A 23,542-nucleotide genomic window follows, 5' to 3' on the forward strand; every position below is an offset into this window, starting at 1 on the left:
CGCAGCGGGTCGCCACTACACGGCGGAGCCGGGCGCAGCGGGTCGCCACTACACGGCGGAGCCAGGCGCAGCGGGTCGCCACGGGAGGGTCTAGTGGCGTACCCCCGGCAGCGCCCGCGCCGGCTCCGCTCCACCCCGGCTATACGCCGCCTGGTGGCGCAAACCTCTTTGGAGCCAAGGCATTTGGTGTTGCCGATGTTCGTCGCCGACGGCATCGACGAGCCGCGGCCGATCGCCTCCATGCCGGGGGTGGTGCAGCACACCCGCGATTCGCTGCGCAGTGCTGCCGCCGACGCCGTTGCCGCCGGAGTTGGCGGGCTAATGATCTTCGGCGTGCCCCGCGAACAAGACAAGGACCCGCACGGTTCGGCCGGCATCCACGCCGACGGCATCCTCAACGTTGCTCTGCGGGATCTGGCCAAGGATCTTGGCGATGCCACCGTGTTGATGGCAGACACTTGCCTCGACGAGTTCACCGATCATGGTCATTGCGGCGTCTTGGACGGGCGGGGCCGGGTCGACAATGACGCAACCGTGGACCAGTACGTGAAACTGGCTGTGGCACAAGCGGAATCGGGTACTCACGTGGTGGGGCCGAGCGGCATGATGGACGGCCAGGTGGCCGCGATCCGGGACGGCCTGGATGCGGCCGGCTACACCGACGTGGCCGTACTGGCGTACGCCGCGAAATTCGCTTCGGCGTTTTATGGGCCGTTCCGCGACGCGGTCGCCTCCAGCCTGGCCGGCGACCGGCGGACCTATCAGCAGGAGCCCGGCAATGCCCGCGAGGCGCTGCGTGAGATCGAGCTCGACCTTGCCGAAGGCGCCGACATGGTGATGGTCAAACCCGCGATGGGCTACCTCGACGTGGTAGCGGCGGCGGCAAGTGTCAGTCCAGTTCCGGTGGCCGCGTATCAAGTGTCCGGGGAGTACGCGATGATTTGTGCGGCGGCGGCCAATGGTTGGATCGACGGACGTGCCGCGGCGCTGGAATCACTGACCAGCATCCGGCGCGCCGGAGCTGACATCGTGCTCACGTATTGGGCCGCCAAGGCAGCGAGGTGGCTGGCGTGACGGAGGCTGATATGAACGCAGCGGGGAACCCTAACGAACTCCCTCTAGCGACGGAAAAGGCGCCGCTGTTCTACGAACCGGGCGCCAGCTGGTACTGGGTGCTGGCGGGCCCACTGTCGGCGGCCTCACTGATCTACATCCAGTGGACCAACCATGTCGCGATCTCCTATCTGGTGCCGGTGGTCTTCCTGATTCTGGTGTCGGCGTTCGTGGCGCTGCAGGTCAAGGCGGCACGCATCCACACCTCGGTGGAGCTGACCGAGGATGCGCTGCGGCAGGGCACCGAGACGATCCTGGTGCGCGAAATCGTCAAGGTGTTCCCTGAACCCGAGAACTCGGTGGCGTCCGGGAAACCGCTGGCCAGGTGGCAGTCCGCGCGGGCGCTCGGTGAACTGGTCGGCGTGCCGCGCGGTCGACGGGGCATCGGTCTCAAGCTCACCGGGAGCCGCACCGCGCAGGCCTGGGCGCGCCGCCACCGTCATCTTCGTGACGCGCTGACTCCGCTGGTCGAAGAACGGATGGGCCCCTACGTCGCCGAGGTCGCCGACGAGGTCGACGTCACAGACGACGAGTCGCAGCTGTGAGCGCACGGACAGTCGTCGAGTTTGTTCTCGCGGCCCTGGCAGCGGTGGCCACCGGCATCAGTTGGATGCACACACGGTCCACCGTCGCGGTCGCCCCGGTGGCCGACGGACAGCCGTCGACCCTGTCGGTGGTCTACGACCCGCAGCAACTCGTGCTGACGATGATGCTGGCGACGGTCGCCGGAATTTTGGCGGTCGTCGGTCTGGCCAGGTGGCGGCGAAACGGGAGCGCCCGGGGCTGACGGGTTCAGAACGCCCGGTGGCCGGGTGGAGTCGCGTCTTCGCCGATTCCGACCCGGCGGGTGTCCAGGCGCGGATGGCGCAGCAGGCTGTCGATGAGAGGGGCCGGTCCGCCGACACAGGTCCAGTCGTCGTCCCACAGGGTGGAGACCAGCCAGGAGCGATCCGAGGGAAACATCAGGTCCGGCAGCACCATGTCCCATCGGGTGTTTCCGGAATGGTCGGAGCGGCGCCAATCGGTGGCCTGCTCGGGGCCGGCTTGCACCAGGACGTAGGGCCAGCCCGCATATAGGGTGACCTTTGGCGCATCGGGAAACACGATGTCGGCGCATCCGGTGTCCAGGTAGCCGAGCCACCATGGTTGCCCCGCGGACTGCCGGACGAGCAATTCGATCAGCGCCTGCTCGTGCCGCTGCAGGGCTGCGCCGAAATCGGGCAGAACGACAGTGGCATAACTGTCGTACAGCGGTGGGATAGCCGAGGTGATCGTGCGGCCGATCGTCGTGGCGGTGGTGATCCAGTCGACGTCGGAGGCGGTGCCGAGCAACCAACTACCGCCGTGCCCGAGCACGCGACTCACGAACGCCGCGAGGCAGGGATCAGGCGGACTTCTTGACCAGGGACAGCACCGACTGACGCCGCCAGGAGATGGCGTCGGCCAGACTGCGCAGCGCCTGGTGTACCGAACGGGAAACGGGGAACGGTGATTCGCCTGCGTCGTTTCCGAGCAACGCGGCACAGGTGGGGTTGGTAACGACGGTCCATTCCACGTCGGCGGCCCGGCACTCCTCGTCGAGGGCGCAGAGCAGCGAGATCCCGGCCGTGGAGAAATGGGTGAGCTCGCTCAGGTCGAGCACCAGCGGATTGGTGCCGTCGACGAACCGTCGGACATGCCTACTGACCTGGTCGACGTTGACGGCGTCGACCTCGCCGCGAAGGGTGACTACGGTCGCCAGGTGGCGACAATGCGCCCGGATGAAGGCGCCGCTGCACTCGACGGTTCCGTTCCCCCGAACCGGTGGCGTGATTGCGGTGGTCATTCGCACCCCATTCCCCGTGGTGTTCGGCGTCCAGACAAACGCCGAGCAAAACCTGTCTCCAAGGTGCCCGCCAAACCTAAAGGTACTGGTAGCCGGGTCTAATTCTTTGGTAAGAAGCTCCTGACTGCGAGTGTGGGCGGCAGTAGTGCTGCGACGACGGCTCGCATGACGCTCCTATCGCCGCTCGTCGGCGGTGCGGGCACCGCTTGTTAGGCTGCTCTGGCTGCCGGTCAGCCGGGTTGGTAGTCGAACAGGCAGCGCAAGTCCAGCGGAAAGAATCTCGTGCAAAGCGGCGAACTCAAGGGTCAGATAAAGGGCGAGATCAAGGCCCTCACGGGACTCCGCATCGTGGCCTCACTATGGGTGGTGCTGTTTCACTTCCGGCCGATGGTGGCCGACCTGTCGCCCGACTTGCGGGAGAACCTGGCGCCGGTGCTGAATTGCGGAGCACAGGGCGTCGACCTTTTCTTCATCCTCAGCGGCTTCGTGCTGACCTGGAACTATCTCGACCGCATGGGTCAGTCGTGGTCGCTGCGCGCCACGGTGCACTTCCTGTGGCTGCGGCTGGCGCGGGTTTGGCCGGTGTATCTGGTGACGATGCACCTAGCCGCGGCCTGGTTCATCCTCACCCTCCATATAGGCCATACCCCAATGCCCGACGTGGGCCGGCTCACCGCGATCAGCTACGTGCGGCAGGTGCTACTGATTCAGCTGTGGTACCAGCCGTACTTCGACCTTTCCAGCTGGGACGGGCCGGCCTGGTCGATCAGCGCCGAGTGGCTGGCTTATCTGTTGTTCGGCGTGCTGGTGCTGATCATCTTCCGGATCCAGCACGCCACCCGGGCCCGCGGCCTGATGCTGATGGCATTCGCGGCGTCGTTGCCGCCGGTGCTGTTGCTACTGGCCAGCGGCGTGTTCTACACGCCGTGGAGCTGGCTGCCGCGGATTGTTACGCAGTTCGCTGCGGGAGCCATCGCGTGTGCCGCGGTGCGCCGGTTGCGGCTCAGCGAACGTGGTCGGCGCATTGCCGGATACATCTCGGTGCTGCTGGTCGCCGCGATAGTCGGCATCCTGTACCTGCTGCGGGATTACCCGATCACGGGGGTGTATGACAGCGGCGGCGTGGTGGACTTGCTGTTCGTTCCGCTGGTGATCACGCTGGCGGTCGGGTTGGGCAGTCTGCCGTGGCTGTTGTCGACCCGCTGGCTGGTGTACGGCGGGGAGATCTCGTTCTGCCTGTACATGGTGCACGAGCTGGTGCACACCAGCTGGACGTGGGCGGTGGTGAACTTCGGGCTGCGACCGTGGGAGCAGGACAATCCGTGGCGCTGGAATATCTTCGGGCTGCTGGCGATCGCGGTGGTGCTGTCGATCCTGCTGTATCACTACGTGGAGGAGCCGGCCCGTCGGTGGATGCGCCGGATGGTCGATGCGCCACCCATTCCGGCGGGCCACGACCCCGAGCAGTCGCCAGATATGGGTGCCCCGCCCATCGATGTTGCGCGCAAAGAGGTTTCGCCCCGCGTGGCGGCCACCTGACTTGTCCCGGACGCGCCGCGCGTTGACCTGTGTCGATGGCGGTATCCGCTTACCATTTATTTGAGTCGCAGAAGGTGTGTGAGCTGCGCCGATCAGCTAATTTCAGAGAGCGTCTTTGGTGGAGGGGTCGGAGGGACTGTGGTGGGTCGGCTGGCGACGCTGATCGTTGGTCTGATGGTTCCGGTTGCTGTCCTGGCGCAGACGCCGCTGCCATCGGCAAACGGATCGGTTTATCGCCCAATGAGTTTCGACTTCCGGGTGAACCACGTTGCGGTGATCGGTGACTCGTACACCACCGGAACCGACGAGGGTGGGTTGGGATCCAACGCGTGGACCGCCCGCGCGTGGCAACAGCTGGCCCAGCGCGGCACCCGCGTCAGCGCGGACGTGGCCGCCGAGGGCAGAGCCGGCTACGGCGCTGTCGGTGACCACGGCCACATCTTCTTTGATCTGACCGCCCGGGCGGTCAGGCCCGAGGACGTGCTGGTGATGTTCTTCGGCTCGCGAAACGATCAGGACGTCGATCCGGGTCTGCTGACCGACCGGGTGCGCGACACCCTGAACAGGGCGCGCGATCTGGCGCCGGCCGCGCGACTGCTGGTGATCGGACCGCCTTGGCCATCGGCCGATGTGCCGCAGGCTATTTTGCGGATTCGCGACATCCTGCACGCGGCGGCGCGGACAATGGGTGCAGCTTTCGTCGATCCGCTGGACCGGCGCTGGTTCGTCGACCGGCCGGACCTGATCGGCGCTGACGGCGTGCACCCCACCGACACCGGACATGCGTACATGGCGCGCCAGATCGCTCCCCTGATACGGACGCAGTTGTCCCGGTGATTGCCGAATGACCGTCGGAAAGCGTTGCGCGCGTGCGCCGCTGCATCCGCAGCAGGGTCCCGAGAATTTCACCCGAAGGCGGAAATGGTTGCCGTCGAGGATTTTTGGCGTCTCAGTCTTCTGCGTGCCGCTCGTAGTCCCATCGTTCGAGTCGAGCTTGCAATTGCACGAGGCCGAGTCCGGCGATAGGGGTGGCTGCGGTAAGCAGTACCAACAGCAGCGGACTCATCTCGAACCTCCAAAACTCTTTCATTAGTACCACGTTCGCTGCCGCGGGGCGGTTCATTAGGCAACAAAGCCGCTACAAAATTGACTCGATTTCACCCGTTCGCGAGAGCACGGTCGGCCAGTGCGCCGAGGACCGGTGCCAGCAGCTGTGAATACTCGGTCGTGATGTGATTGTCGTCGCGGAATACCAGGGTGTTGCCCACGATCATTGGGCAGCGCTGCGCGGTGCAGAACAGATCGGTGAGGTCCGCGTAGTGCCCTCCGGCGGCGGTGGTCACTCGCTCCTCGGCGGCGATTCCGTCCCCGTTGACTGCGACCGCTCGCGGCGGCGCGCAGGCCCCGGCGTCGTCGAGGTGAGCCGAGAGGCAGGTCGGCGCGGATGCCTGCGGGTCGGCGGCGGGACCCAGCACCAGCACGTTGGAACCCATGCCGCGCAGCGTCGTCACCACCAGGGCCAGGCTGTCGACCCACGCTCGGTCGTAGGAGGCGAAGCTGAAATCGGCGTGGTAGCGCCGACTCATGCCCAGCACGACCAGTCGCGGCCGCTCGGCAGCCACCCGTCCCATCACCTCGCCGCGCCACTGCTCGCACTCGGTGTACTTGCGCCCGAGGTAGGGGCTGACGATCGGTAGGTCCAGGAACGGGCAGGTGACTTTGGCCATCGTCTCGAGCCGCCAGTGCCGCTGCTGGGCGACCTGCTGCAGCGCCGGATCCCACATGGCGGCGTGGGAGTCGCCGATCAGGGTCACGGTGGTGGGTGAGGCGGTATCGGCGGTCGCACACTCACTCTGGCCCACGTCGCGCCAGGAACGCATGCAACCGTTGACGAACACCGGCGCCTTGTCGCCCGGCGCTGCCGACAGCGACGGGTTCAGGTTCGAAGGCACCGGACCTAGCCCGATCGACGCCGCCAGCAGGTCGCGGGCCTGCGCGAAAGCCTGTCGAACGGCCGCATCCTGCGGGCTGAGCTGCGGATCCGGGGCCGGCGGCAGCGCCAGGATTTTGGCCTGGGGGGCGGCCGCGCCGTGGCCCACCGGCGCCGGCACGGCCGTCAGCAACACCGCGCACGCGCAGGCGGCCACGGCACTCGCGGCACCGGCTACCGCCAGGCTGGCCGTTGCGGAGCGGCGCAGCGCGGCGGCGAATCGGCCCGGGTTCTCCACCGCGTGCATGGTGATCACTGCCAGCCCGGCCGACACCGTCGTCGCCGCCAGCCGGCCGGGCAGGCCGCCCGGATCACCCAGCAGCGGCGGCAACAACAGCAGCACCGGCCAGTGCCACAGGTACCACGAGTAAGACACCCGCCCGATCGACCGCATCACCGGTGGGCATAGCACCCGTCCGACCCCCAGACCACCGGTGACGCAGCCGGCGCCGATCACCAGCGCGGTGCCCAGCACCGGTAGCAGTGCCGAGGTGCCCGGGTAGGGCGTGTGCGGGCCCAGCTGGGTGCAGGTCAGCAGGATCAGCGCCAGCCCGCCCCATCCGGCGACGGTTGCAGGTAGCAACGGCAACCGCTTCCACTGGTTGATTGTCAGCGCCACCAGCCCGCCCGCGGCCAGCTCCCAGGCCCGGGTGGGCAGCGAGAAGAACGCCCAGGGCGGCGACACCCGGGTCCAGATCACTGCCGCCGCCAAAGATGTGACCCCGACGGAGGCCAGCAGCACCGCGTACGGCGTCGCACTGGACACCGCGTCGCGCCGGAATCGGCCAACCAGCCACGCCGTCCCGATGATCAGCGCCGGCCACACCAGATAGAACTGTTCCTCCACCCCCAGCGACCAGTAGTGCTGAAACGGTGACGGCGCCGCCGACCCCATGTAGTCGGTGCCCTGCACGGCGAACCGGTAGTTGCCGACGTAGAGCATGCTGGCGATCCCGTCGACGAACACCCTCCTGGCCTGCAGCGGCGGCAAAACGATGGCCGCGACGATCGCGGTGACTACCCCGACGGTTGCCGCGGCCGGCAGCAGACGCCGGGCACGGGCCGCGTAGAAGCCGCCCAGCGCAACGGTTTTGGTCGCCACGACTTCGCGCCACAGCAGCCCGGTGATGAGAAAGCCGGAGATCACGAAGAAGACGTCGACGCCGATGTAGCCGCCGGCGATGCCGGGAATGCCCGCGTGGTAGAAGACGACCGCGATCACCGCGATGGCGCGCAAGCCCTCGATGTCGGGACGAAACGGGGTGCGGGGACTGCTGGCCGAACTGGGTTGGCTGGCGGCGGTAGGCATCTGGACTACTCCGATGCCGGCGACCCGCCGGGCCCGGCTAACGCCGCGCTTGCGATCGCCACTACGTTGCCATCCAGGCAAGCTCCGCGGGCAGCTGGGCACGCCAGTAGTCGACGTCGTGCCCGCCGGGGGAGAAGCTGCCGGCCGGCTTCTTCTTCAACTGGCCGGCGAACTGGCTGGAGGCGAAGAAGAAACGGTCGCCGATGCCGCAGTCGATCCGGATGGGGATCGAGTTGAGCACCGGCAGGCCGAATACGGTGTTGCGGTTCCAGTCGTCGAGGCTGTCGAATGCACCGGGCGCGCTGCCGATGTAGGACATGTACAGGGCCGGGCTGACGGCGCAGATCCCGGCGGTGCGGGCCGGGCCCAGTCGGGCGCCCAGCAGCAAGGCGCCGTACCCGCCCATGGACCAGCCCAGGAAGCCGACCTTGGAGGTGTCCATGCCCATCGAGGTCAGCATCGGCAGCAATTCTTCAAGCACCATGGTGCCCGAGTCCTGGCCGTTGGCGCGGCGATGCCAGTAGCAGTCGGGGCCGCCGTCGACGCCCACCACCGCGAACGGCGGCTTGCCTTCGGCGACCAGCTGCGCCAGCGCGTCCTCTACGCCGCAGTCCAGCATCATGTTGGCGTCGCCGTCCTTGCCGTGCAGGGCGATGACCGGCCGCAACATTTTCGTCTGGCCGGGTGGCATGGCGATGACCCAATTCGTCCTGATGCCGCCGCGCGCGGCCGAGACGAACGAGCCGGTGAGCTTGGTCGGCAGCGTCTTGCCCGCGGTCGGGGGATCGAAGGGGGCAGGTGCGGTCGGCGCGGCCAGGGTGCGGGGCGAATCGACCAGTGCGCTGAGCGCAAGTACACCGGCAGCACCAGCGCTCATGCGCAGCACCGAGCGGCGGGTCAAGTCGGCCACGGTCGTCAATAATGCCGCGCTCCAACGGTTTGACACCCTTGCCACGCCGGATTGGAAGGTACTCGTGACGGCGGCGTGATGATCGCGGCCCGCCCGGATGCGCACCAGGGTTCCATTCGCCTGTATCGCACCGGATCGGCGCTGGGGTTCCATATAGCGATCCCATTAGCGATCGGGCCCCGGATGTGCTGTCGTTAGCCATGCCCAGCACCCCGCAGCTGCAACAAGGACTGTCGCAGCGGCAGCTGAACATGATCGCCATCGGCGGGGTGATCGGTGCCGGGTTGTTTGTCGGCTCGGGAGTGGTGATTCACCGGACCGGGCCGGCGGCATTTCTCACGTATGCGGTCTGCGGGCTGCTGATCATCCTGGTGATGCGGATGCTCGGTGAGATGGCCGCGGCCAATCCGTCCACCGGATCGTTCGCAGACTACGCGAGCGCAGCGCTGGGCGGGTGGGCGGGCTTCTCGGTGGGCTGGCTGTACTGGTACTTCTGGGTTATCGTGGTCGGCTTCGAGGCGGTCGCCGGCGGCAAAGTACTGAATTACTGGTTTCCGGCTCCGTTATGGCTGTCGTCGTTATGCCTGATGCTGGTGATGACGGCGACGAATTTGTTCTCGGTCTCTTCGTTCGGCGAGTTCGAATTCTGGTTCGCCGGAATCAAAGTCGCTACCATCGTGATCTTCCTGTGCCTGGGGACGGCGTACGCGTTCGGGTGGTTGCCGGGCGGGCACGGAGGACTGGCCAACCTGACGGCACACGGCGGCTTCTTTCCGCACGGCGTCACGGCCGTCTTCGCTGCGATCGTGGTGGTGATCTTCTCCATGGTGGGTGCGGAGGTGGTCACCATCGCCGCTGCGGAAAGCCGGGATCCGGCGCGCGCGGTGGCGCGAGCGACCAACTCGGTGGTCGCGCGGATCGCGGTGTTCTTCGTTGGTTCGGTCTTCCTGCTCGTCGTCGTATTACCTTGGGATTCAACCGAACTGGGTGCGTCACCCTATGTTGCCGCGCTCAAGCAGATGGGCATTCCCGGCGCCGACCAGGTGATGAACGCGGTAGTGCTCACCGCGGTGCTGTCCTGCCTGAATTCGGGCCTGTACACCGCATCGCGGATGCTGTTCGTGCTCGCCGGACGGGGGGAGGCGCCGGCGCAGCTGGTTCGGGTCAGCGGGCGGGGCGTGCCGCACCTGGCGATCATCGGTTCGTCGGTGGTGGGTTTCGTGTGCGTGTTGATGGCGTGGCTGGCGCCCAACACCTTGTTCCTATTTCTGCTGAATTCTTCGGGCGCCATCATCTTGTTCGTGTATCTGCTGATCGCACTGTCGCAGATCGTGCTGCGCCGGCGCACGCCGGCTGAGAAGTTGCGGGTGAAGATGTGGTTGTTTCCGGTCTTGTCGGCGCTTACCCTGGCCGGAATCGTCGCGGTGCTGGTGCAGATGGCGTTCGACCACGACGCCCGCTCGCAGCTGTGGCTGAGCCTGTTGTCCTGGGCGGCGGTGCTCGGTGTGTACTTCGCGTTGCCGAGCAGACGAAACGAGCAGGCTAAGCCCAAGCCTGCTCGATGGTCTTGACCAGTGCGGTCAGCGTCGCGTTGACCGGCGCGTCGATACCCACCCGCGCGCCCTGACGCGGGACCGCCCCGTTGATGACGTCGATCTCGCTGACCCGACGTGCCTCGTGGTCCAGTAATGCCGATGGCTTCGCGTCGGGCATCCCGGCGCCGAAGTTGCGAACGTGCGCAACGGGATCCGTGACGTCGACGGCGATGCCGGAGGCGCGGGCCACCGTCCACGCCTCGGTCGCCGCGGCCCTGCTGACCGGGCCCATCTGCGCGTCGTCCATCACCTGGCCTACGGTCAAGCCGGTCAGGGCGCACGGGGCACTGTAGGCGACATTGCAGATCAGCTTCTCCCACTGCATCGCGGCGATGTCGATGACTGCGGTGGCGTCGAAACCGGCGTCGGTCCACACCTGCGCGACCCCCGCGACTCGCTCGTAGGGCAGCACCGAGTAGGCACCGAAACGCATGGCGCGCATGGCATTGTGGTGCACGTGCCCGGGCGCCAGCCGGGCCGCTCCGAAGCCACTGGCGATCCCGACGGCCACCCGCTGCCCGCCGACGATCCCAGCGACGGTGTCGGCCGAACCCAGTCCGTTCTGGATGGTCAACACCGGAGTGTGCTCGCCCAGCATCGGAAGAGCGTGCCGCGCACCATCTTTCACATCGGCTGCTTTGACGGCCAGCACCACCAGGTCCATCTCCTCGACGGGTGCGACGGTGCCCGCACGCAGCCGCACCGTCTCGTCGTATCCCGGGCCGCTGACCCGCAGCCCGTGCTCGGTGATCGCGTCGATGCCGGCCTGATAACGGTCCACCACCACTACGTCATGGCCGGCTAGTGCGAGTTTGGCCGCATACACCGAACCCATTGCGCCACAACCGATTATCCCGATCCTCACCAGAGTGTGCCCCTAACTCGTCAGCTCGGCTATTGTCGCGGCCAGGCGCGGTTTTTGTTCCAGCCCGAAGCCCGGTGCATCCGTCGGCGCGATCCAGCCGTCGCGCGCTTCGCAACCCGGTGAGTAGCCGCCGAACGGTTGGAACACGCCGGGATACGACTCGCACCCGCCCAGGCTCAGCCCGGCCGCGATGTGCAGGTTGATCAGGTGCCCGCCGTGCGGAAACGCGCAGCGGCGATCAAAGCCGTGCCCCTCGAGCACCTCGAGCATTCGGGCGTACTCGCCCAGCCCGTAGCTCAGACCGGCGTCCATCTGGAAGATGTCGCGCCCCGGCCGCATGCCGCCGTAGCGCACCAGATTGACCACGTCGGGAACCGAGAACAGGTTCTCCCCGGTGGCCACCGCACCGTCGTAGCAATCAGTCACGGCGTGATTCAGCTCGAAATCCAGCGGATCGCCGGGCTCCTCGAACCAGCGCAGCCGATACGGCGCCAGCGCGGCCGCCCACCGCATCGCCTCCGCGCGGGGGAACCTACCGTTGGCGTCGACGGCGACCCGTCCGGCGTCGCCGACCACATCGATGACGGCCTCGACCCGGGCCAGATCGTCGGCCAGCGGCGCCCCGCCGACCTTCATCTTCACCGAGTCATAACCCATGTCGAGATAGGCACGCATCTCCCTGCGCAGCCCGGCCAGGCCGGCATCGGAATGGTAGTAGCCGCCTGCGGCATAGACCGGTACCGAACCGGCCGGCTCGATACCGAAATGGCGGGCGATGGTTACGTAGGCGGGCTCGTCCTCGAGCTTGGCCAGCAGGTCCCAGCAGGCCAGTTCCAGCGCGGCCGCCGCGGCGGCCCGGTCGCCGTGGCCACCGGGCTTCTCGTTGCGCAGGGCACACGCCAGCACGGCGGCGGGGTCGATCACCCCGGAATGGTCCAGCAGCGAATCTGGCGGAGCGGCCAGCACCCGCGGGATCATCCGGTCGCGCAGGATTCCGCTCTGCGCGAACCGGCCTATCGAGTCGAACGCGACACCCACCGCCGGTCGGCCATCCCGGACCGCGATGAGCGCGACGAGCGAAACCGTGTGACCGGAGAAGTCGACGACCGCGTTCGCGGCGCTGCCCTGCAGCCCCACCGCCCGCTCTCGGATGGCGGTGAGTCGCATCACCCGCCGATGGTCAGCAGGACCGCTTGCTCAAACGGGATCCGGGAGAAGGCCCGCTGCCCATTGGTGACGTACGCGGCCGCCTCGGCCCGGGAAACCACCCGCGGGTCGGTGACGCGGAAGTTTCGTCCTTTGCGCGTCATCCGCCCACCGCCGGCAGCGGTGAGGTTTTTAAGCCAGTCGCGATCCGGACCGTAGCTCAGCAGGATCGCGAGGCCGGGCTTGCCGTCGACCACGGTGTCGAAGGCGTTCACCGGCGTCCGGTAGGGCTTTCCGGAGCGCCGTCCGACGTGCTCGATGATCGCGTAACCGGGGGCCCGGCCGGCCCACAGCCGTTGGATCGGGTTGGTGACGTGCCGGTTGAAGCGGGCTAGCCATTGAGGGAGTTGCATAGATCACGTTCTACACCCTGTAGTTGATCGGGGCGCGCGGGCTGGGACACTGGTCGGCATGGGTAGCACTACCGCCCGGGTAGGGGCGTCGGCGAAGCTGTTTGCGGACGCCTGCGCCGTCATCCCCGGCGGCGTGAACTCCCCGGTGCGGGCATTCACCGCGGTGGGCGGCACCCCGCGATTCATCACCGGGGCCCACGGCTGCCGCCTCACCGACGCCGACGGCAACAGCTACGTCGACCTGGTCTGCTCGTGGGGCCCGATGATCCTGGGCCACGCGTATCCCACTGTCGTCGACGCCGTGATCAAGGCCGCCGCCGACGGCCTGTCCTTCGGTGCCCCCACGCCGGCCGAAACCGAATTGGCCACCGAGATCATCGACCGGGTCGCTGCCGTGCAGCGGCTGCGGTTCGTCAACTCCGGCACCGAGGCCACCATGAGCGCGATACGCCTGGCCCGCGGGTTTACCGGACGGCCCAAGATCGTCAAGTTCTCCGGTTGCTACCACGGGCACGCTGACGCGTTGCTCGCCGACGCGGGCTCGGGCGTGGCAACCCTGGGTCTGCCGTCGTCGCCGGGGGTGACCGGCGCCGCTGCGGCCGACACAATAGTGTTGCCGTACAACGACATCGATGTGGTCCGGCAAATCTTCGCCGACCACGGCGAGCAGATCGCCGCGGTGATCACTGAGGCCAGCCCCGGCAACATGGGCGTTGTCCCGCCGGCGCCGGGCTTCAACGCCGCCCTGCGCGGGGTCACCGCCGAACATGGTGCGCTGCTGATCGTCGACGAGGTGATGACCGGCTTCCGGGTTAGCCGTAGTGGTTGGTACGGAATCGATCCCGTGGTCGCCGACCTGTTCACTTTCGGCAAGGTGATGAGCGGCGGACTGCCGGCCGCGGCCTTCGGCGGACGGGTCGAGGTGATGGAACGGCTGGCACCGCTGGGGCCGGTGTATCAGGCTGGCACGCTGTCGGGCAATCCGGTGGCGATGGCCGCCGGGCTAGCCACCCTGCGTGCCGCCGACGACGCCGTGTACACCGCGCTGGACGCCAACGCTGACCGGCTGGCCACGCTACTCTCTGAGGCCCTCACCGAAGCTGGCGTCCCACATCAGATTCCGCGGGCCGGAAACATGTTGAGCGTGTTCTTCACCGACGCGCCGGTGACAAACTTCGCCACTGCGAAGGCCAGCCAGACCTGGCGCTACGCCCCGTTCTTTCATGCCCTGCTCGACGCGGGCATCTACCCGCCGTGCAGCGCCTTCGAGGCCTGGTTCGTCTCGGCGGCACTCGACGACACCGCGTTCGGTCAGATCGCCGACGCGCTACCGGCCGCGGCTAAGGCGGCGGCCGGGGCACAGGAGGACACACCCTGATGGCCGAGACGACCCGGGTCCACGTGGTGCGCCACGGCGAGGTGCACAACCCCACCGGAATCCTGTACGGCCGGATACCCGGCTTCCGCCTGTCGGACAACGGCGTTGCCCAGGCCGCCGCGGTCGCCGATTTTCTGGCTGACCGTGACATCGTCGCGGTGATTGCTTCACCGCTGCAGCGCGCCCAGGAAACCGCCGCGCCCATCGCCGCCCGGCACAACCTGGCCGTGGACACCGACCCCGACCTCATCGAATCGGCCAATTTCTTCGAGGGCCGCAAGGTCGGTCCGGGTGACGGCGCCTGGCGGGACCCGCGCGTCTGGTGGCAGTTACGCAACCCGCTGCGGCCGTCCTGGGGCGAACCGTACGCCGAGATCGCCGCCCGGATGGCCACCGCGGCAGACAAGGCGCGCGCGCTCGCCGCCGGTCACGAGGCGGTGTGCGTCAGCCACCAGCTGCCGGTGTGGACGCTGCGCATGCATGTTAGCGGCAACAAGCTCTGGCACGACCCGCGCCGCCGGCAATGCGCCCTCGCGTCGGTGACGACGCTGGTGTACGAGGGTGATCGGCTGGCGGGCGTGGAATACGCCGAGCCGGCCGCCAGGTGATCATGCGGCGCGTGCTGGTCGCCGCAACGCTCCTGGCGGCTTTGCTCACCGGATGTTCCGCCGGGCGCGATGCCGTCGCCCAAGGCGGAACCTTCGAGTTCGTGTCCCCCGGCGGCAAGACCGACATCCGCTACGACCCGCCGGAGAGCCGCGGCCGGCCCGGCCCGCTATCCGGACCCAGCCTCACCGACCCCAACCGCACGATCTCGCTCGACGACTTCAAGGGCAGGGTCGTCGTGATTAACATCTGGGGTCAGTGGTGCGGACCGTGCCGGGCCGAAATCGCGGAATTACAAAGGGTTTACGACGCCACACGTGACTCCGGCGTCTCCTTTTTGGGCATCGACGTCCGGGACAACAACCGCGAGGCGGCCCAGGACTTCGTCAACGACCGGCATGTGACATTCCCGTCCATCTACGACCCGCCGATGCGCACCCTGATCGCGCTCGGCGGCAAATACCCGACCACGGTGATTCCGTCCACGCTGGTGCTGGACCGCCAGCACCGGGTCGCCGCGGTATACCTGCGCGAGCTGATTGCCTCGGATCTGCAGCCGGTGGTGCAAGGGCTGGCCGCCGAGAGCAGCGGCGCACCGGGGCCGCAGTGACCGGCTTCGCACACCTCGCCGCCGCCGGGCCCCTGCTGGTGGCGCTCGGTCTGTGCATGCTGGCCGGGCTGGTGTCGTTCGCGTCGCCGTGTGTGGTGCCGCTGGTGCCGGGTTACCTCTCCTACCTGGCGGCGGTGGTAGGCGTCGACGACGAGCAGCCCGGCACGGTCCAAGCGGGACCAGCGGTCAAAGCCCCACCCGCGGTCCGCTGGCGGGTCGGCGGCTCGGCGCTGCTATTCGTCGCCGGCTTCACCACGGTGTTCGTGCTGGGCACCGTCGTGGTGCTGGGCATGACCACCGCGCTAATCGACAACCAGCTGTTGCTGCAGCGGGTCGGCGGCGTGCTCACCATCGTGATGGGTCTGGTGTTCGTAGGTCTGATCCCCGCGCTGCAGCGCCAGGCCCGGTTCAGCCCGCGCCAGGTGACGACAGTGGCCGGCGCCCCGCTGCTGGGTGCGGTGTTCGCGCTGGGGTGGACCCCGTGTCTGGGTCCGACGCTGACCGGGGTGATAACGGTGGCTTCGGCCACCGACGGCGCCAGCGTGGCCCGCGGGATCGCGCTGGTGATCGCCTATTGCCTGGGTTTGGGGATCCCGTTCGTGCTGCTGGCGTTCGGATCGGCCACCGCGGTGTCCGGGCTGGGGTGGCTGCGCCGGCACAGCCGGGCGATCCAGGTTTTCGGTGGCGTGCTGCTCATCGCGGTGGGCGTGGCCCTGGTCACCGGGGTGTGGAACGACTTCGTGTCCTGGCTGCGCGACGCGTTCGTGTCCGACGTGCGGCTGCCGATATGACCGCACGAGCTGCCGACATGACGCTCCGCAAGGTGGCGCGACTGCTCGTGCAGAAAGCCCGCAACACCTGGCGGTCGCTGACCTCCATGGGCACCGCGCTGGTGCTGCTCTTCCTGCTGGCGTTGGCCGCGATTCCGGGGGCGTTGCTGCCGCAGCGCAGCCTCAACGCCGGCAAGGTCGAGGAATACCTGCATACCCACCCGATGATCGGGCCGTGGCTCAACGAGCTGCAGGCCTTCGACGTGTTCTCCAGCTTCTGGTTCACCGCGATCTACGTGCTGCTGTTCGTGTCGCTGGTGGGTTGCCTGACTCCGCGCATAGTCGAGCACGCCCGCAGTTTGCGCGCGCAGCCGGTGGCCGCACCGCGCAACCTGGCCCGGCTGCCCAAGTACACCGAAGCCGAGGTCCACGGCACTACCCCAGACGAGCTGGCCGCCACGGTGGCCGGGCGGCTGCGTGGCTGGCGCTCCACCATCCGGCACCGCGACCACTCCGTCGAAGTCTCGGCCGAGAAGGGCTACCTGCGCGAGTTCGGCAACTTGGTGTTCCACTTCTCGCTGCTGGGTCTGCTGGTCGCGGTCGCCGTCGGCAAGCTCTTCGGTTACGAGGGCAACGTGATCGTCATCGCCGACGGCGGCCCGGGATTCTGCTCGGCGTCGCCGGCCGCGTTTGACTCCTTCCGCGCCGGCAACACCGTCGACGGAACCTCGCTGCACCCGATCTGTGTGCGGGTCAACAACTTTGAGGCGAACTACCTGGCGTCGGGGCAGGCCACCTCGTTCGCCGCAGACATCGCCTATCAGTCCGGCGGCGATCTGGCGGCGAACACCTGGCGGCCGTACCGCCTCGAGGTCAACCACCCGCTGCGCGTCGGCGGCGACCGTGTCTACCTCCAGGGGCACGGCTACGCGCCCACGTTCACGGTGACTTTTCCGAACGGCCAGACCCGCAGCTCGACGGTGCAGTGGCGACCGGACAACCCGCAGACGCTCCTCTCGTCGGGAGTGGCGCGCATCGACCCGCCGGCCGGCGCCTATCCAACCGCCGCGGAGCGGCGTAGTCACCAGATCGCGATCCAGGGCCTGCTCGCGCCGACCGAGCAGCTCAACGGAACCCTGCTTTCCTCGCGGTTCCCGGCGCTCAACGACCCAGCGGTGGCCGTCGACATCTACCGAGGCGACACCGGCCTGGACACCGGGCGGCCCCAGTCGCTGTTCACCCTGGATCCACGGCTGATAGAACAGGGCCGGCTGACCAAGGAGAAACGGGTCAACCTGCGGGTCGGGGAGCAGGTCCGCATCGACCAAGGGCCCGGCGCGGGTACCACGGTCCGGTTCGACGGGGCGGTGCCGTTCGTCAACCTGCAGGTCTCGCACGATCCCGGCCAGTCCTGGGTGCTGGTGTTCGCGATCACGATGATGGCCGGGTTGGTGGTGTCCCTGCTGGTCCGTCGTCGCCGCGTATGGGTTCGGTGTGCGCCGCAGCGCGGCACGCCGGGTACGGTCAGCATCGAACTGGGTGGCTTGGCGCGAACCGACAACTCCGGTTGGGGTGACGAGTTCGAGCGGCTAACCGAACGGTTGCTGGCCGGGTGCGACGTGGTGGCCGAGAACAAGATCGGGGAACGCGGCACCCCAAAAGTGGATGTCAAGTGAAGGTGGACCTCTGATGAACACCCAGCACATCAACATCGGCCTGGCCCGATACTCCGACTGGGCGTTCACCTCGGCGGTGGTGGCGCTGGTGGTGGCACTGCTGCTGCTGGCCTGCGAGCTGGCCTTTGTGCGCACCCGCAAGCCCGAACCCGCCTACGCGGGCGCAGTGAGCAGCGACAGTGCCACTCCGGGGGTCGTGGTGGGCGCCGAGGCGCGGCCGTTCGACGAACGGGTGGGCAGCGCCGGCTTGGCGGTCCTGTACCTGGGCATCGGGCTGCTGCTGGCCTGCATCGTGCTACGCGGTTTGGCCACGATGCGGGTGCCCTGGGGCAACATGTACGAGTTCATCAATCTGACCTGCATGTCCGGTCTAATCGCCGGGGCGGTGGTGCTGCGCCGCCCGCGTTATCGACCGCTGTGGGTGTTCCTGCTGCTGCCGATTTTGATCTTGCTGACCGTCTCTGGCCGGTGGCTGTATGCCAACGCCGCGCCGGTGATGCCGGCGCTGCAGTCCTACTGGCTGCCAATCCATGTCTCCGTGGTGAGTCTGGGCTCTGGGGTATTCATGGTCGCCGGCATCGCCAGCATCCTGTTTCTGCTGCGGACGTCGCACCTCGGGGAGCCCGATGCCGAAGGGACCCTGGCCCGGCTGGTGCACAAGCTCCCCGACGCGCAGACACTGGACCGGATCGCCTATCGAACCACCATCTTCGCCTTCCCGGTGTTCGGATTCGGGGTCATTTTCGGCGCGATCTGGGCGGAGGAGGCCTGGGGCCGCTACTGGGGCTGGGACCCCAAGGAGACCGTGTCGTTCATCGCATGGGTGGTCTACGCCGCCTACTTACATGCCAGGTCAACGGCGGGTTGGCGGGATCGCAGAGCGGCCTGGATCAACGTTGCGGGGTTCGTCGCGATGGTCTTCAATCTGTTCTTCGTTAACCTGGTCACCGTTGGCCTGCACTCGTACGCGGGAGTGGGCTGAGCAAAACTACGGGCCGAAACAGGGGGATTGACAACAGTGTCAGAGCATCCGACGCCGGGCGTGGGGGCGCCGCTGGTTCATCGGGGCAGCGGAGACGCCAGCCCAGACCAGCCGACCATGCAGATACCGACCGTTCCGCACGCCGAACCACCCGCGACGCCCACCGCGGAGGCGCCAACCCGGGCGTTCGCCGGATTCCGCACCGAGCGGCGGGTGCCTGCGGCCACCGACAGTTCCGTGGGTTCCGCCAGCATGGTGCCGCCACCCCAGCCGGTCGAGGTTTCCGCCGAGCAGTCCCAGTGGGACGCCGGACCCAGCACGGGGCCGGTGTCCACGGCCACGCGGGTGGATCCGACCGCCTACGGTGCGTACTACCCGGGACCGGCTGACGAGGCCGCCCAGCAGCCACCGGAACGGCCGCAGTTCCGTCCGGAGCCGTTGCCGCAGACGCCGTACCCGGAGCTGTCCAGCACGGTTCTGCTGCGGCCGGTTAAGCCGCCACCGTCGGAGGGCTGGCGCCGCGCTTTGTACGTCTTGTCGGGGCAGCTGATCAACCTGGGCGAGAGTCCGCGCGCGACGCGGCATAACAACCTGGTCGCACAGATCAATCGGCCGCTGCGCGGCAGCTACCGGATCGCGGTCCTTTCGCTGAAGGGCGGTGTCGGCAAGACCACCATTACCGCGACGCTGGGATCGATGTTCGCGTCGGTTCGCGGTGATCGGGTGGTCGCGGTGGACGCGAACCCTGACCGCGGGACGCTGAGTCAGAAGATTCCGCTCGAGACTCCGGCGACCGTGCGCCACCTGCTGCGCGACGCCGACAAGATCGCGCGTTACAGCGATGTCCGCGGCTATACCTCGCAGAACGAGAGCGGGCTGGAAGTGGTGTCCTCGGAAAGCGATCCGACGGTGTCGGAGCCGTTCAGCGGCGACGACTACACGCGCACCCTGGAGATTCTGGACCGCTTCTACGGCCTGGTGCTCACCGACTGCGGTACCGGACTGCTGCATTCGACCATGGCTGCGGTGCTGGACAAGGCAGACGTACTGATCGTGGTCGCCTCGGGATCCATCGACGGCGCCCGCAGCGCTTCGGCGACGCTGGACTGGCTAGACGCGCATGGGCATGAAGACCTGGTGCGCAACTCGATCGCGGTCATCAACGGGATCCGGTCGCGCTCCGGCAAGGTGGACATGCAGAAGGTCGTGGACCATTTCGCCCGGCGTTGCCGAGCGGTGCGAGTGGTGCCGTTTGATCCTCATTTGGAAGAGGGCGCCGAGATCAGCCTCGATCGGTTGAAGCGGGATACCCGCGAAGCGCTCGCCGAACTGGCGGCGGCGGTGGCGGACGGTTTCCCGGGCGACGTGCGGCGCTCGAACCCTAACTTCGTTTAACGGGCCTCAACTTCGTCTAACGGGGCCAACTTCGTCTAACGGGGCCAACTTCGTCTAACGGGGCCAACTTCGTCTAACGGGGCCAACTGCGTCTAACGGGGTTTGTTGTCGCCCAATCGGCGCAGAAACTCCGGGTCGTCGTCGGGTCCGATGACGCGAGTCTTCGGCCGACTGGACTGAGCCCGCGCCGCGCGCAAGCCGAGAAAGATCAGCGTCCCCACAATCAGGACGACGAGCAGGAAAAGCACTCGACACCTCCTCGATCGAATATACCCGCGTCGTAGGCTCGGGTTGTGTCAGAAGCGCCCAACGACAAGCCCACCGACGCCGCCGTAGCCGTCGTCATCTACGCGATGGCCAGGTTGGCGTTGGCGGCTGCGGTCAGCGGCGCGATCTACGGCGTGGCCCGGTTGATCGGAGTGGCCGACTTCCCATTCACCCTCGCCCTGCTGCTCGGTCTAATTGTCGCGATGCCGCTGGGCATGTGGGTGTTCGGACCGTTGCGACGACGCGCCACCGCCGCTCTCGAGGTCACCGGAGAGCGCCGTCGCAAGGAACGCGACCAGCTGCGGGCCCGATTGCGTGGCGACGCGGTCGCCGAGCCTGGTTCCGACGAGGCGTGACTCAGTTCGCGGGCATCCGCACGACCTGCGCGGCATAGCTCAGACCCGCGCCGTAGCCGATCAGCAGGGCTAGGTCACCGGGCCGGGACGCGCCGGTCGCCAGCAGCTCGTGCATCGCCAACGGTATCGACGCCGCCGAGGTGTTTCCGGTGTGCTCGATGTCGTTGGCCACGATCGTGTCAGGGCGCAGTTGCAGGTTCTTGGCCAGCAGCTCGTTGATCCTGCTGTTGGCCTGGTGCGGAATGAATACGTCGATCTCGTCTGGGCGTACTCCGGCGGCGTCCATGGCCTCCCGGCCGACCTTGCCCATCTCAAACGCCGCCCAACGGAACACGGCGGTACCTTCCATCCGCAGGAACGGGCGCGGGCCGGTCGGATTCAAGGTGTAGTCGATCCAGTTGATGTCCTGGCGGATGGCATTGGCCTGTTCGCCGTCGCTGCCCCAGACGGTCGGACCGATGCCCTGTTCGGGTGTCTCACCGATCACCACGGCGGCGGCGCCGTCGGCGAAGATGAAGCAGTTGCTGCGATCTGACATGTCCACCGTGGGGGACAGTTTCTCGGTGCCGATCACGAGCATCTTCCGTGCGCTGCCGCCGCGCAACATATCGGCGCCGACGCCCAGCGCGTAGCCGAAGCCTGCGCACCCGACCGAGAGGTCGAAGCCCGGCACTCCCTTGGCGCCCAGTGCCGTGGCGACGGCGGGTGCGGCGGCCGGGGTCTGCAGGAAGTGGGTGTTGGTGGCCAGGATGATGCCGTCGATCTCGGTAGCGTCAAGCGCGGCCCTGGTGAGCGCCTCTCGGCTCGCCTCGATCGCCATGGATGTTGCGGTCTCGTCGTGAGCGGCGAAGCGTCGTGTCTTGATTCCGGTCCTGGAGAAGATCCACTCATCGGAGGAGTCGATGTTCTCGCAGATCTCTTCGTTGGTCACTACACGCGCGGGGCGGTAGGCCCCGACGCTGAGCAAACCGATTCTGGTGGGGCCGCTGGTCGAGACAATCTTTGACATGCTCGTCCTTCCGCGTCATCTCGGACCCCCCAAGTTTGATCGACTCTAGGCGGGGCGGTGGCGAGCTCGCGCAGTCGGGTCGCCTACCGCAGCTTGGACAGGCAAAGGACGATCGGCGGCGAATACGCCGTCGTGCGGACCCATTGCCCGCTGCAGTTGGAGGGGTCGGAGGTGCGCTTGGTGACTCGGTCGGTGGCAGAACTTGATCCGCAGGTGGCGGTCGACACCGTTACGTCGGACGTGCCATCGCGGCGGCGGGCGCCCGTCACTCGCCTGATGCAGTCGCCGACCTGGGCGTTCTTGATCGCCTTGTCGGTCGAACCCGGCGTGCCGATCGGGGATGGCGATGTCGTGACGCGGGTGGGTGACGCGGATCGGTGGGAGGCCGCTCCCAGGCTGGCCATGACGACCAGGAAGAAGACGAGCCCGATGACCGTCAGCGATGTTGCCACGTAGCCGATCACCAGGCCCGCTATTGCCAGCCCGCGGCCCTCCTCCCCGGTGCGCTTGATCTGCGAGAGCGAGATGTGCCCGAAGATGATGCCCAGCGGAGCCAGGACGAACGACGTCACCAGTGCCACGATCGCCATCGAGTTGGTCGGCCGACCAACTCGGTATGGCGGGTAGAGACCCGCGGAAGGAATCGGCGGGGGATAGGCCGCGGGTGACGGGTTTGGCGGCGAGTGCTGGTCGAAGGAGCCGGCCGGCACCCAGGCAGCTTGAGTGGGTTCGGCAGCGCCGGTCGGAATCTGTTCGGTGGGTGGCTGCGTCGAGGCTGCGGTGGCGGCCATCGTTGTGTCGTCGTCGGGACACCCCGGCGGCGTGCTCGCGCCCCAGGGATTTGCCGTCTGGTCAGTGCGTCCGTCGTTCATCCAACCCCCGTCACTTGGCAACATTTCCAGCCCAGGCCAGCGCGGCTGCTACCGCGACGGCCCACACCACCATGGTCAGCCCGGTGTCGCGCAGCACCGGAATCAACTCCGGTCCACTGCGCCCAGATCGCACCGGTCGGTCGGCGCGCAGCGCCAGCGGCGTGGCCACCAGACCTGCCCCACACCACGGCGTCGCGATCATCAGGACCAGTGTCAGCAGGCCAGTGGTGGCCAACAGCGCGTGGTAGAGCACCCGGGTCCGGCGGTCGCCCAGCCGAACCGCCAGCGTGATCTTGCCCGACACCGTGTCGGTGGGGATGTCGCGCAGGTTGTTGGCGACCAGCACCGACGACGACAGCGCCCCGATAGCCACGGCCAGCACCACGCCGACCCAGTCGATCCGCAACGCCTGAACATACTGCGTGCCCAATACGGCGGTCAGACCGAAGAACACGAATACCGCCGCTTCGCCGTATCCGGAGTAGCCGTAGGGCTTGGAGCCGCCGGTGTAGAGCCAGGCCCCGAGCACACAGGCGATGCCGACCCCAATCAGCCACGGCCCGCTGACCAGCGCCAGTACCAGCCCGGACACGCAGCCGACGAAGAGGCTCACGAGCGCCGCGGTGAGCACTGCCCGCGGCGTGGCCGCCCGCGACCCCACCAGGCGCATCGGGCCGGCCCGCTCGTCGTCGGTACCGCGGATGCCGTCGGAGTAGTCGTTGGCGTAGTTGACGCCGACGATGAACGGGAGCGCGACACCGAGCGCCAACAACGCCTTCCACCACACCGCGGCGTGCAGCCAGGCCGCGGCCCCGGTGCCGGCGATGACGGGCGCCACCGCGTTCGGCAGGGTCCGCGGGCGAGCACCGGACACCCACTGCGCAAAACTGGCCACCAGGGCATCCTGCCCTATGCA

26 protein-coding genes are annotated in these 23,542 nt (G+C 67.6%); 14 read left to right on the plus strand and 12 right to left on the minus strand.

Features of this window, described 5'->3' with window-relative positions; all coding sequences use genetic code 11:
* Positions 1-93 precede the first annotated feature (93 nt).
* The 3 genes from hemB to H0P51_RS04280 are packed head-to-tail and all read left to right on the plus strand — an operon-like array spanning position 94 to position 1,900.
* On the plus strand, positions 94-1,074 hold the full coding sequence (hemB, locus tag H0P51_RS04270; protein WP_180916796.1) for a porphobilinogen synthase: 981 nt from the start codon (positions 94-96) through the stop codon (positions 1,072-1,074).
* 11 nt (positions 1,075-1,085) lie between these two features.
* Complete coding sequence (locus H0P51_RS04275) at positions 1,086-1,658, plus strand: DUF3093 domain-containing protein (RefSeq protein WP_180918730.1); 573 nt, start codon at positions 1,086-1,088, stop codon at positions 1,656-1,658.
* Positions 1,659-1,693: 35 nt separating this feature from the next.
* The gene (locus tag H0P51_RS04280; protein ID WP_246398708.1) at positions 1,694-1,900 is read left to right on the plus strand and encodes a hypothetical protein; all 207 of its coding nucleotides are present in this window, start codon (positions 1,694-1,696) and stop codon (positions 1,898-1,900) included.
* Positions 1,901-1,905: 5 nt separating this feature from the next.
* Here the strand turns inward: H0P51_RS04280 and H0P51_RS04285 are convergent, their stop codons facing one another.
* Positions 1,906-2,478: a hypothetical protein gene (locus H0P51_RS04285; protein ID WP_213016723.1), complete on the minus strand. Its 573-nt coding sequence runs from the start codon at positions 2,476-2,478 to the stop codon at positions 1,906-1,908.
* Between the two features lie 19 nt (positions 2,479-2,497).
* Positions 2,498-2,938, minus strand: a complete 441-nt coding sequence (locus H0P51_RS04290) for an STAS domain-containing protein (protein WP_180916798.1) — start codon at positions 2,936-2,938, stop codon at positions 2,498-2,500.
* A gap of 282 nt (positions 2,939-3,220) precedes the next feature.
* On the opposite strand from H0P51_RS04290, the gene H0P51_RS04295 reads away from it, so the two are divergent.
* Positions 3,221-4,477, plus strand: coding sequence for an acyltransferase family protein (locus H0P51_RS04295; protein ID WP_180916799.1), 1,257 nt, complete (start codon positions 3,221-3,223; stop codon positions 4,475-4,477).
* Positions 4,478-4,618: 141 nt separating this feature from the next.
* Positions 4,619-5,314 (plus strand): Rv0518 family GDSL lipase, encoded by a 696-nt coding sequence (locus H0P51_RS04300; protein WP_343061795.1) that lies wholly within the window; start codon positions 4,619-4,621, stop codon positions 5,312-5,314.
* Between the two features lie 112 nt (positions 5,315-5,426).
* Here the strand turns inward: H0P51_RS04300 and H0P51_RS04305 are convergent, their stop codons facing one another.
* The 3 genes from H0P51_RS04305 to H0P51_RS04315 all read right to left on the minus strand — a co-directional run bounded on the left by H0P51_RS04305 (position 5,427) and on the right by H0P51_RS04315 (position 8,695).
* A complete protein-coding gene (locus H0P51_RS04305; protein ID WP_180919294.1) occupies positions 5,427-5,567 on the minus strand; it encodes a hypothetical protein in 141 nt (46 codons plus the stop codon).
* 67 nt (positions 5,568-5,634) lie between these two features.
* Positions 5,635-7,776: an acyltransferase family protein gene (locus H0P51_RS04310; protein WP_180916800.1), complete on the minus strand. Its 2,142-nt coding sequence runs from the start codon at positions 7,774-7,776 to the stop codon at positions 5,635-5,637.
* 61 nt (positions 7,777-7,837) lie between these two features.
* Complete coding sequence (locus H0P51_RS04315; RefSeq protein ID WP_180916801.1) at positions 7,838-8,695, minus strand: alpha/beta hydrolase; 858 nt, start codon at positions 8,693-8,695, stop codon at positions 7,838-7,840.
* A 191-nt stretch (positions 8,696-8,886) separates the two neighbouring features.
* On the opposite strand from H0P51_RS04315, the gene H0P51_RS04320 reads away from it, so the two are divergent.
* Positions 8,887-10,257, plus strand: coding sequence for an amino acid permease (locus tag H0P51_RS04320; RefSeq protein ID WP_180916802.1), 1,371 nt, complete (start codon positions 8,887-8,889; stop codon positions 10,255-10,257).
* Here the strand turns inward: H0P51_RS04320 and H0P51_RS04325 are convergent.
* From H0P51_RS04325 to H0P51_RS04335, 3 genes are read right to left on the minus strand one after another with little or no spacing between them, the layout of a single operon-like run.
* Positions 10,229-11,146, minus strand: a complete 918-nt coding sequence (locus tag H0P51_RS04325; RefSeq protein WP_180916803.1) for a ketopantoate reductase family protein — start codon at positions 11,144-11,146, stop codon at positions 10,229-10,231. The two genes, H0P51_RS04320 and H0P51_RS04325, sit on opposite strands and share 29 nt — an antisense overlap.
* 12 nt (positions 11,147-11,158) lie before the next feature.
* Entirely contained in the window at positions 11,159-12,313 is a 1,155-nt protein-coding gene (locus H0P51_RS04330; RefSeq protein ID WP_180918733.1) for an enolase C-terminal domain-like protein, read from the minus strand.
* A complete protein-coding gene (locus H0P51_RS04335; protein WP_180916804.1) occupies positions 12,313-12,705 on the minus strand; it encodes a nitroreductase family deazaflavin-dependent oxidoreductase in 393 nt (130 codons plus the stop codon). Before H0P51_RS04335 ends, H0P51_RS04330 begins: the two co-directional genes overlap by 1 nt.
* 58 nt (positions 12,706-12,763) lie before the next feature.
* Here H0P51_RS04335 and hemL point away from each other — a divergent pair, with 58 nt between their 5' ends.
* Genes hemL through H0P51_RS04370 form a run of 7 tightly spaced genes read left to right on the plus strand, consistent with a single transcriptional unit; the run spans position 12,764 to position 20,122 of the window.
* The gene (hemL, locus tag H0P51_RS04340) at positions 12,764-14,083 is read left to right on the plus strand and encodes a glutamate-1-semialdehyde 2,1-aminomutase (RefSeq protein ID WP_180916805.1); all 1,320 of its coding nucleotides are present in this window, start codon (positions 12,764-12,766) and stop codon (positions 14,081-14,083) included.
* On the plus strand, positions 14,083-14,691 hold the full coding sequence (locus tag H0P51_RS04345; RefSeq protein WP_180916806.1) for a histidine phosphatase family protein: 609 nt from the start codon (positions 14,083-14,085) through the stop codon (positions 14,689-14,691). The genes hemL and H0P51_RS04345 overlap by 1 nt, the downstream gene beginning before the upstream one ends.
* A 2-nt stretch (positions 14,692-14,693) precedes the next feature.
* Positions 14,694-15,299 carry a TlpA disulfide reductase family protein gene (locus H0P51_RS04350; protein WP_180916807.1) on the plus strand — a complete coding sequence of 202 codons (606 nt, stop codon included), beginning with the start codon at positions 14,694-14,696 and terminating at the stop codon, positions 15,297-15,299.
* On the plus strand, positions 15,296-16,090 hold the full coding sequence (locus H0P51_RS04355; RefSeq protein ID WP_180916808.1) for a cytochrome c biogenesis CcdA family protein: 795 nt from the start codon (positions 15,296-15,298) through the stop codon (positions 16,088-16,090). Before H0P51_RS04350 ends, H0P51_RS04355 begins: the two co-directional genes overlap by 4 nt.
* Before the next feature lie 17 nt (positions 16,091-16,107).
* On the plus strand, positions 16,108-17,745 hold the full coding sequence (gene resB, locus H0P51_RS04360; RefSeq protein ID WP_246398386.1) for a cytochrome c biogenesis protein ResB: 1,638 nt from the start codon (positions 16,108-16,110) through the stop codon (positions 17,743-17,745).
* Between the two features lie 13 nt (positions 17,746-17,758).
* Positions 17,759-18,727: a c-type cytochrome biogenesis protein CcsB gene (gene ccsB, locus H0P51_RS04365; protein WP_180916810.1), complete on the plus strand. Its 969-nt coding sequence runs from the start codon at positions 17,759-17,761 to the stop codon at positions 18,725-18,727.
* 36 nt (positions 18,728-18,763) lie between these two features.
* On the plus strand, positions 18,764-20,122 hold the full coding sequence (locus H0P51_RS04370; RefSeq protein ID WP_425488958.1) for a MinD/ParA family ATP-binding protein: 1,359 nt from the start codon (positions 18,764-18,766) through the stop codon (positions 20,120-20,122).
* A 92-nt stretch (positions 20,123-20,214) separates the two neighbouring features.
* On the opposite strand, the gene H0P51_RS04375 is transcribed toward H0P51_RS04370, so the two are convergent.
* The gene (locus H0P51_RS04375) at positions 20,215-20,370 is read right to left on the minus strand and encodes a hypothetical protein (RefSeq protein WP_180916811.1); all 156 of its coding nucleotides are present in this window, start codon (positions 20,368-20,370) and stop codon (positions 20,215-20,217) included.
* Between the two features lie 45 nt (positions 20,371-20,415).
* On the opposite strand from H0P51_RS04375, the gene H0P51_RS04380 reads away from it, so the two are divergent.
* A complete protein-coding gene (locus tag H0P51_RS04380) occupies positions 20,416-20,745 on the plus strand; it encodes a DUF4229 domain-containing protein (RefSeq protein ID WP_246398388.1) in 330 nt (109 codons plus the stop codon).
* A 1-nt stretch (position 20,746) separates the two neighbouring features.
* Here H0P51_RS04380 and H0P51_RS04385 read toward each other — a convergent pair whose 3' ends face one another.
* The 3 genes from H0P51_RS04385 to H0P51_RS04395 all read right to left on the minus strand — a co-directional run bounded on the left by H0P51_RS04385 (position 20,747) and on the right by H0P51_RS04395 (position 23,521).
* The gene (locus H0P51_RS04385) at positions 20,747-21,754 is read right to left on the minus strand and encodes a beta-ketoacyl-ACP synthase III (RefSeq protein WP_180916812.1); all 1,008 of its coding nucleotides are present in this window, start codon (positions 21,752-21,754) and stop codon (positions 20,747-20,749) included.
* Between the two features lie 83 nt (positions 21,755-21,837).
* Entirely contained in the window at positions 21,838-22,626 is a 789-nt protein-coding gene (locus H0P51_RS29175; protein WP_425488959.1) for a DUF4190 domain-containing protein, read from the minus strand.
* A gap of 10 nt (positions 22,627-22,636) precedes the next feature.
* A complete protein-coding gene (locus H0P51_RS04395) occupies positions 22,637-23,521 on the minus strand; it encodes a 1,4-dihydroxy-2-naphthoate polyprenyltransferase (protein WP_180916813.1) in 885 nt (294 codons plus the stop codon).
* Positions 23,522-23,542 lie beyond the last annotated feature (21 nt).

This window comes from Mycobacterium vicinigordonae (genome assembly GCF_013466425.1).
In the GTDB taxonomy this organism is placed as follows: domain Bacteria; phylum Actinomycetota; class Actinomycetes; order Mycobacteriales; family Mycobacteriaceae; genus Mycobacterium; species Mycobacterium vicinigordonae.

What these genes read in the sequence shown, in the direction of transcription:
- ccsB (WP_180916810.1), top strand. Translation starts at nt 17,759, where the DNA reads ATGAACACCCAGCACATCAACATCGGCCTGGCCCGATACTCCGACTGG.
- hemL (WP_180916805.1), top strand. Translation starts at nt 12,764, where the DNA reads ATGGGTAGCACTACCGCCCGGGTAGGGGCGTCGGCGAAGCTGTTTGCG.
- H0P51_RS04350 (WP_180916807.1), top strand. Translation starts at nt 14,694, where the DNA reads ATGCGGCGCGTGCTGGTCGCCGCAACGCTCCTGGCGGCTTTGCTCACC.
- H0P51_RS04275 (WP_180918730.1), top strand. Translation starts at nt 1,086, where the DNA reads ATGAACGCAGCGGGGAACCCTAACGAACTCCCTCTAGCGACGGAAAAG.
- H0P51_RS04345 (WP_180916806.1), top strand. Translation starts at nt 14,083, where the DNA reads ATGGCCGAGACGACCCGGGTCCACGTGGTGCGCCACGGCGAGGTGCAC.
- H0P51_RS04310 (WP_180916800.1), bottom strand. Translation starts at nt 7,776, where the DNA reads ATGCCTACCGCCGCCAGCCAACCCAGTTCGGCCAGCAGTCCCCGCACC.
- H0P51_RS29175 (WP_425488959.1), bottom strand. Translation starts at nt 22,626, where the DNA reads ATGAACGACGGACGCACTGACCAGACGGCAAATCCCTGGGGCGCGAGC.
- H0P51_RS04305 (WP_180919294.1), bottom strand. Translation starts at nt 5,567, where the DNA reads ATGAAAGAGTTTTGGAGGTTCGAGATGAGTCCGCTGCTGTTGGTACTG.
- H0P51_RS04385 (WP_180916812.1), bottom strand. Translation starts at nt 21,754, where the DNA reads ATGTCAAAGATTGTCTCGACCAGCGGCCCCACCAGAATCGGTTTGCTC.
- H0P51_RS04335 (WP_180916804.1), bottom strand. Translation starts at nt 12,705, where the DNA reads ATGCAACTCCCTCAATGGCTAGCCCGCTTCAACCGGCACGTCACCAAC.
- resB (WP_246398386.1), top strand. Translation starts at nt 16,108, where the DNA reads ATGACGCTCCGCAAGGTGGCGCGACTGCTCGTGCAGAAAGCCCGCAAC.
- H0P51_RS04290 (WP_180916798.1), bottom strand. Translation starts at nt 2,938, where the DNA reads ATGACCACCGCAATCACGCCACCGGTTCGGGGGAACGGAACCGTCGAG.
- H0P51_RS04330 (WP_180918733.1), bottom strand. Translation starts at nt 12,313, where the DNA reads ATGCGACTCACCGCCATCCGAGAGCGGGCGGTGGGGCTGCAGGGCAGC.
- H0P51_RS04320 (WP_180916802.1), top strand. Translation starts at nt 8,887, where the DNA reads ATGCCCAGCACCCCGCAGCTGCAACAAGGACTGTCGCAGCGGCAGCTG.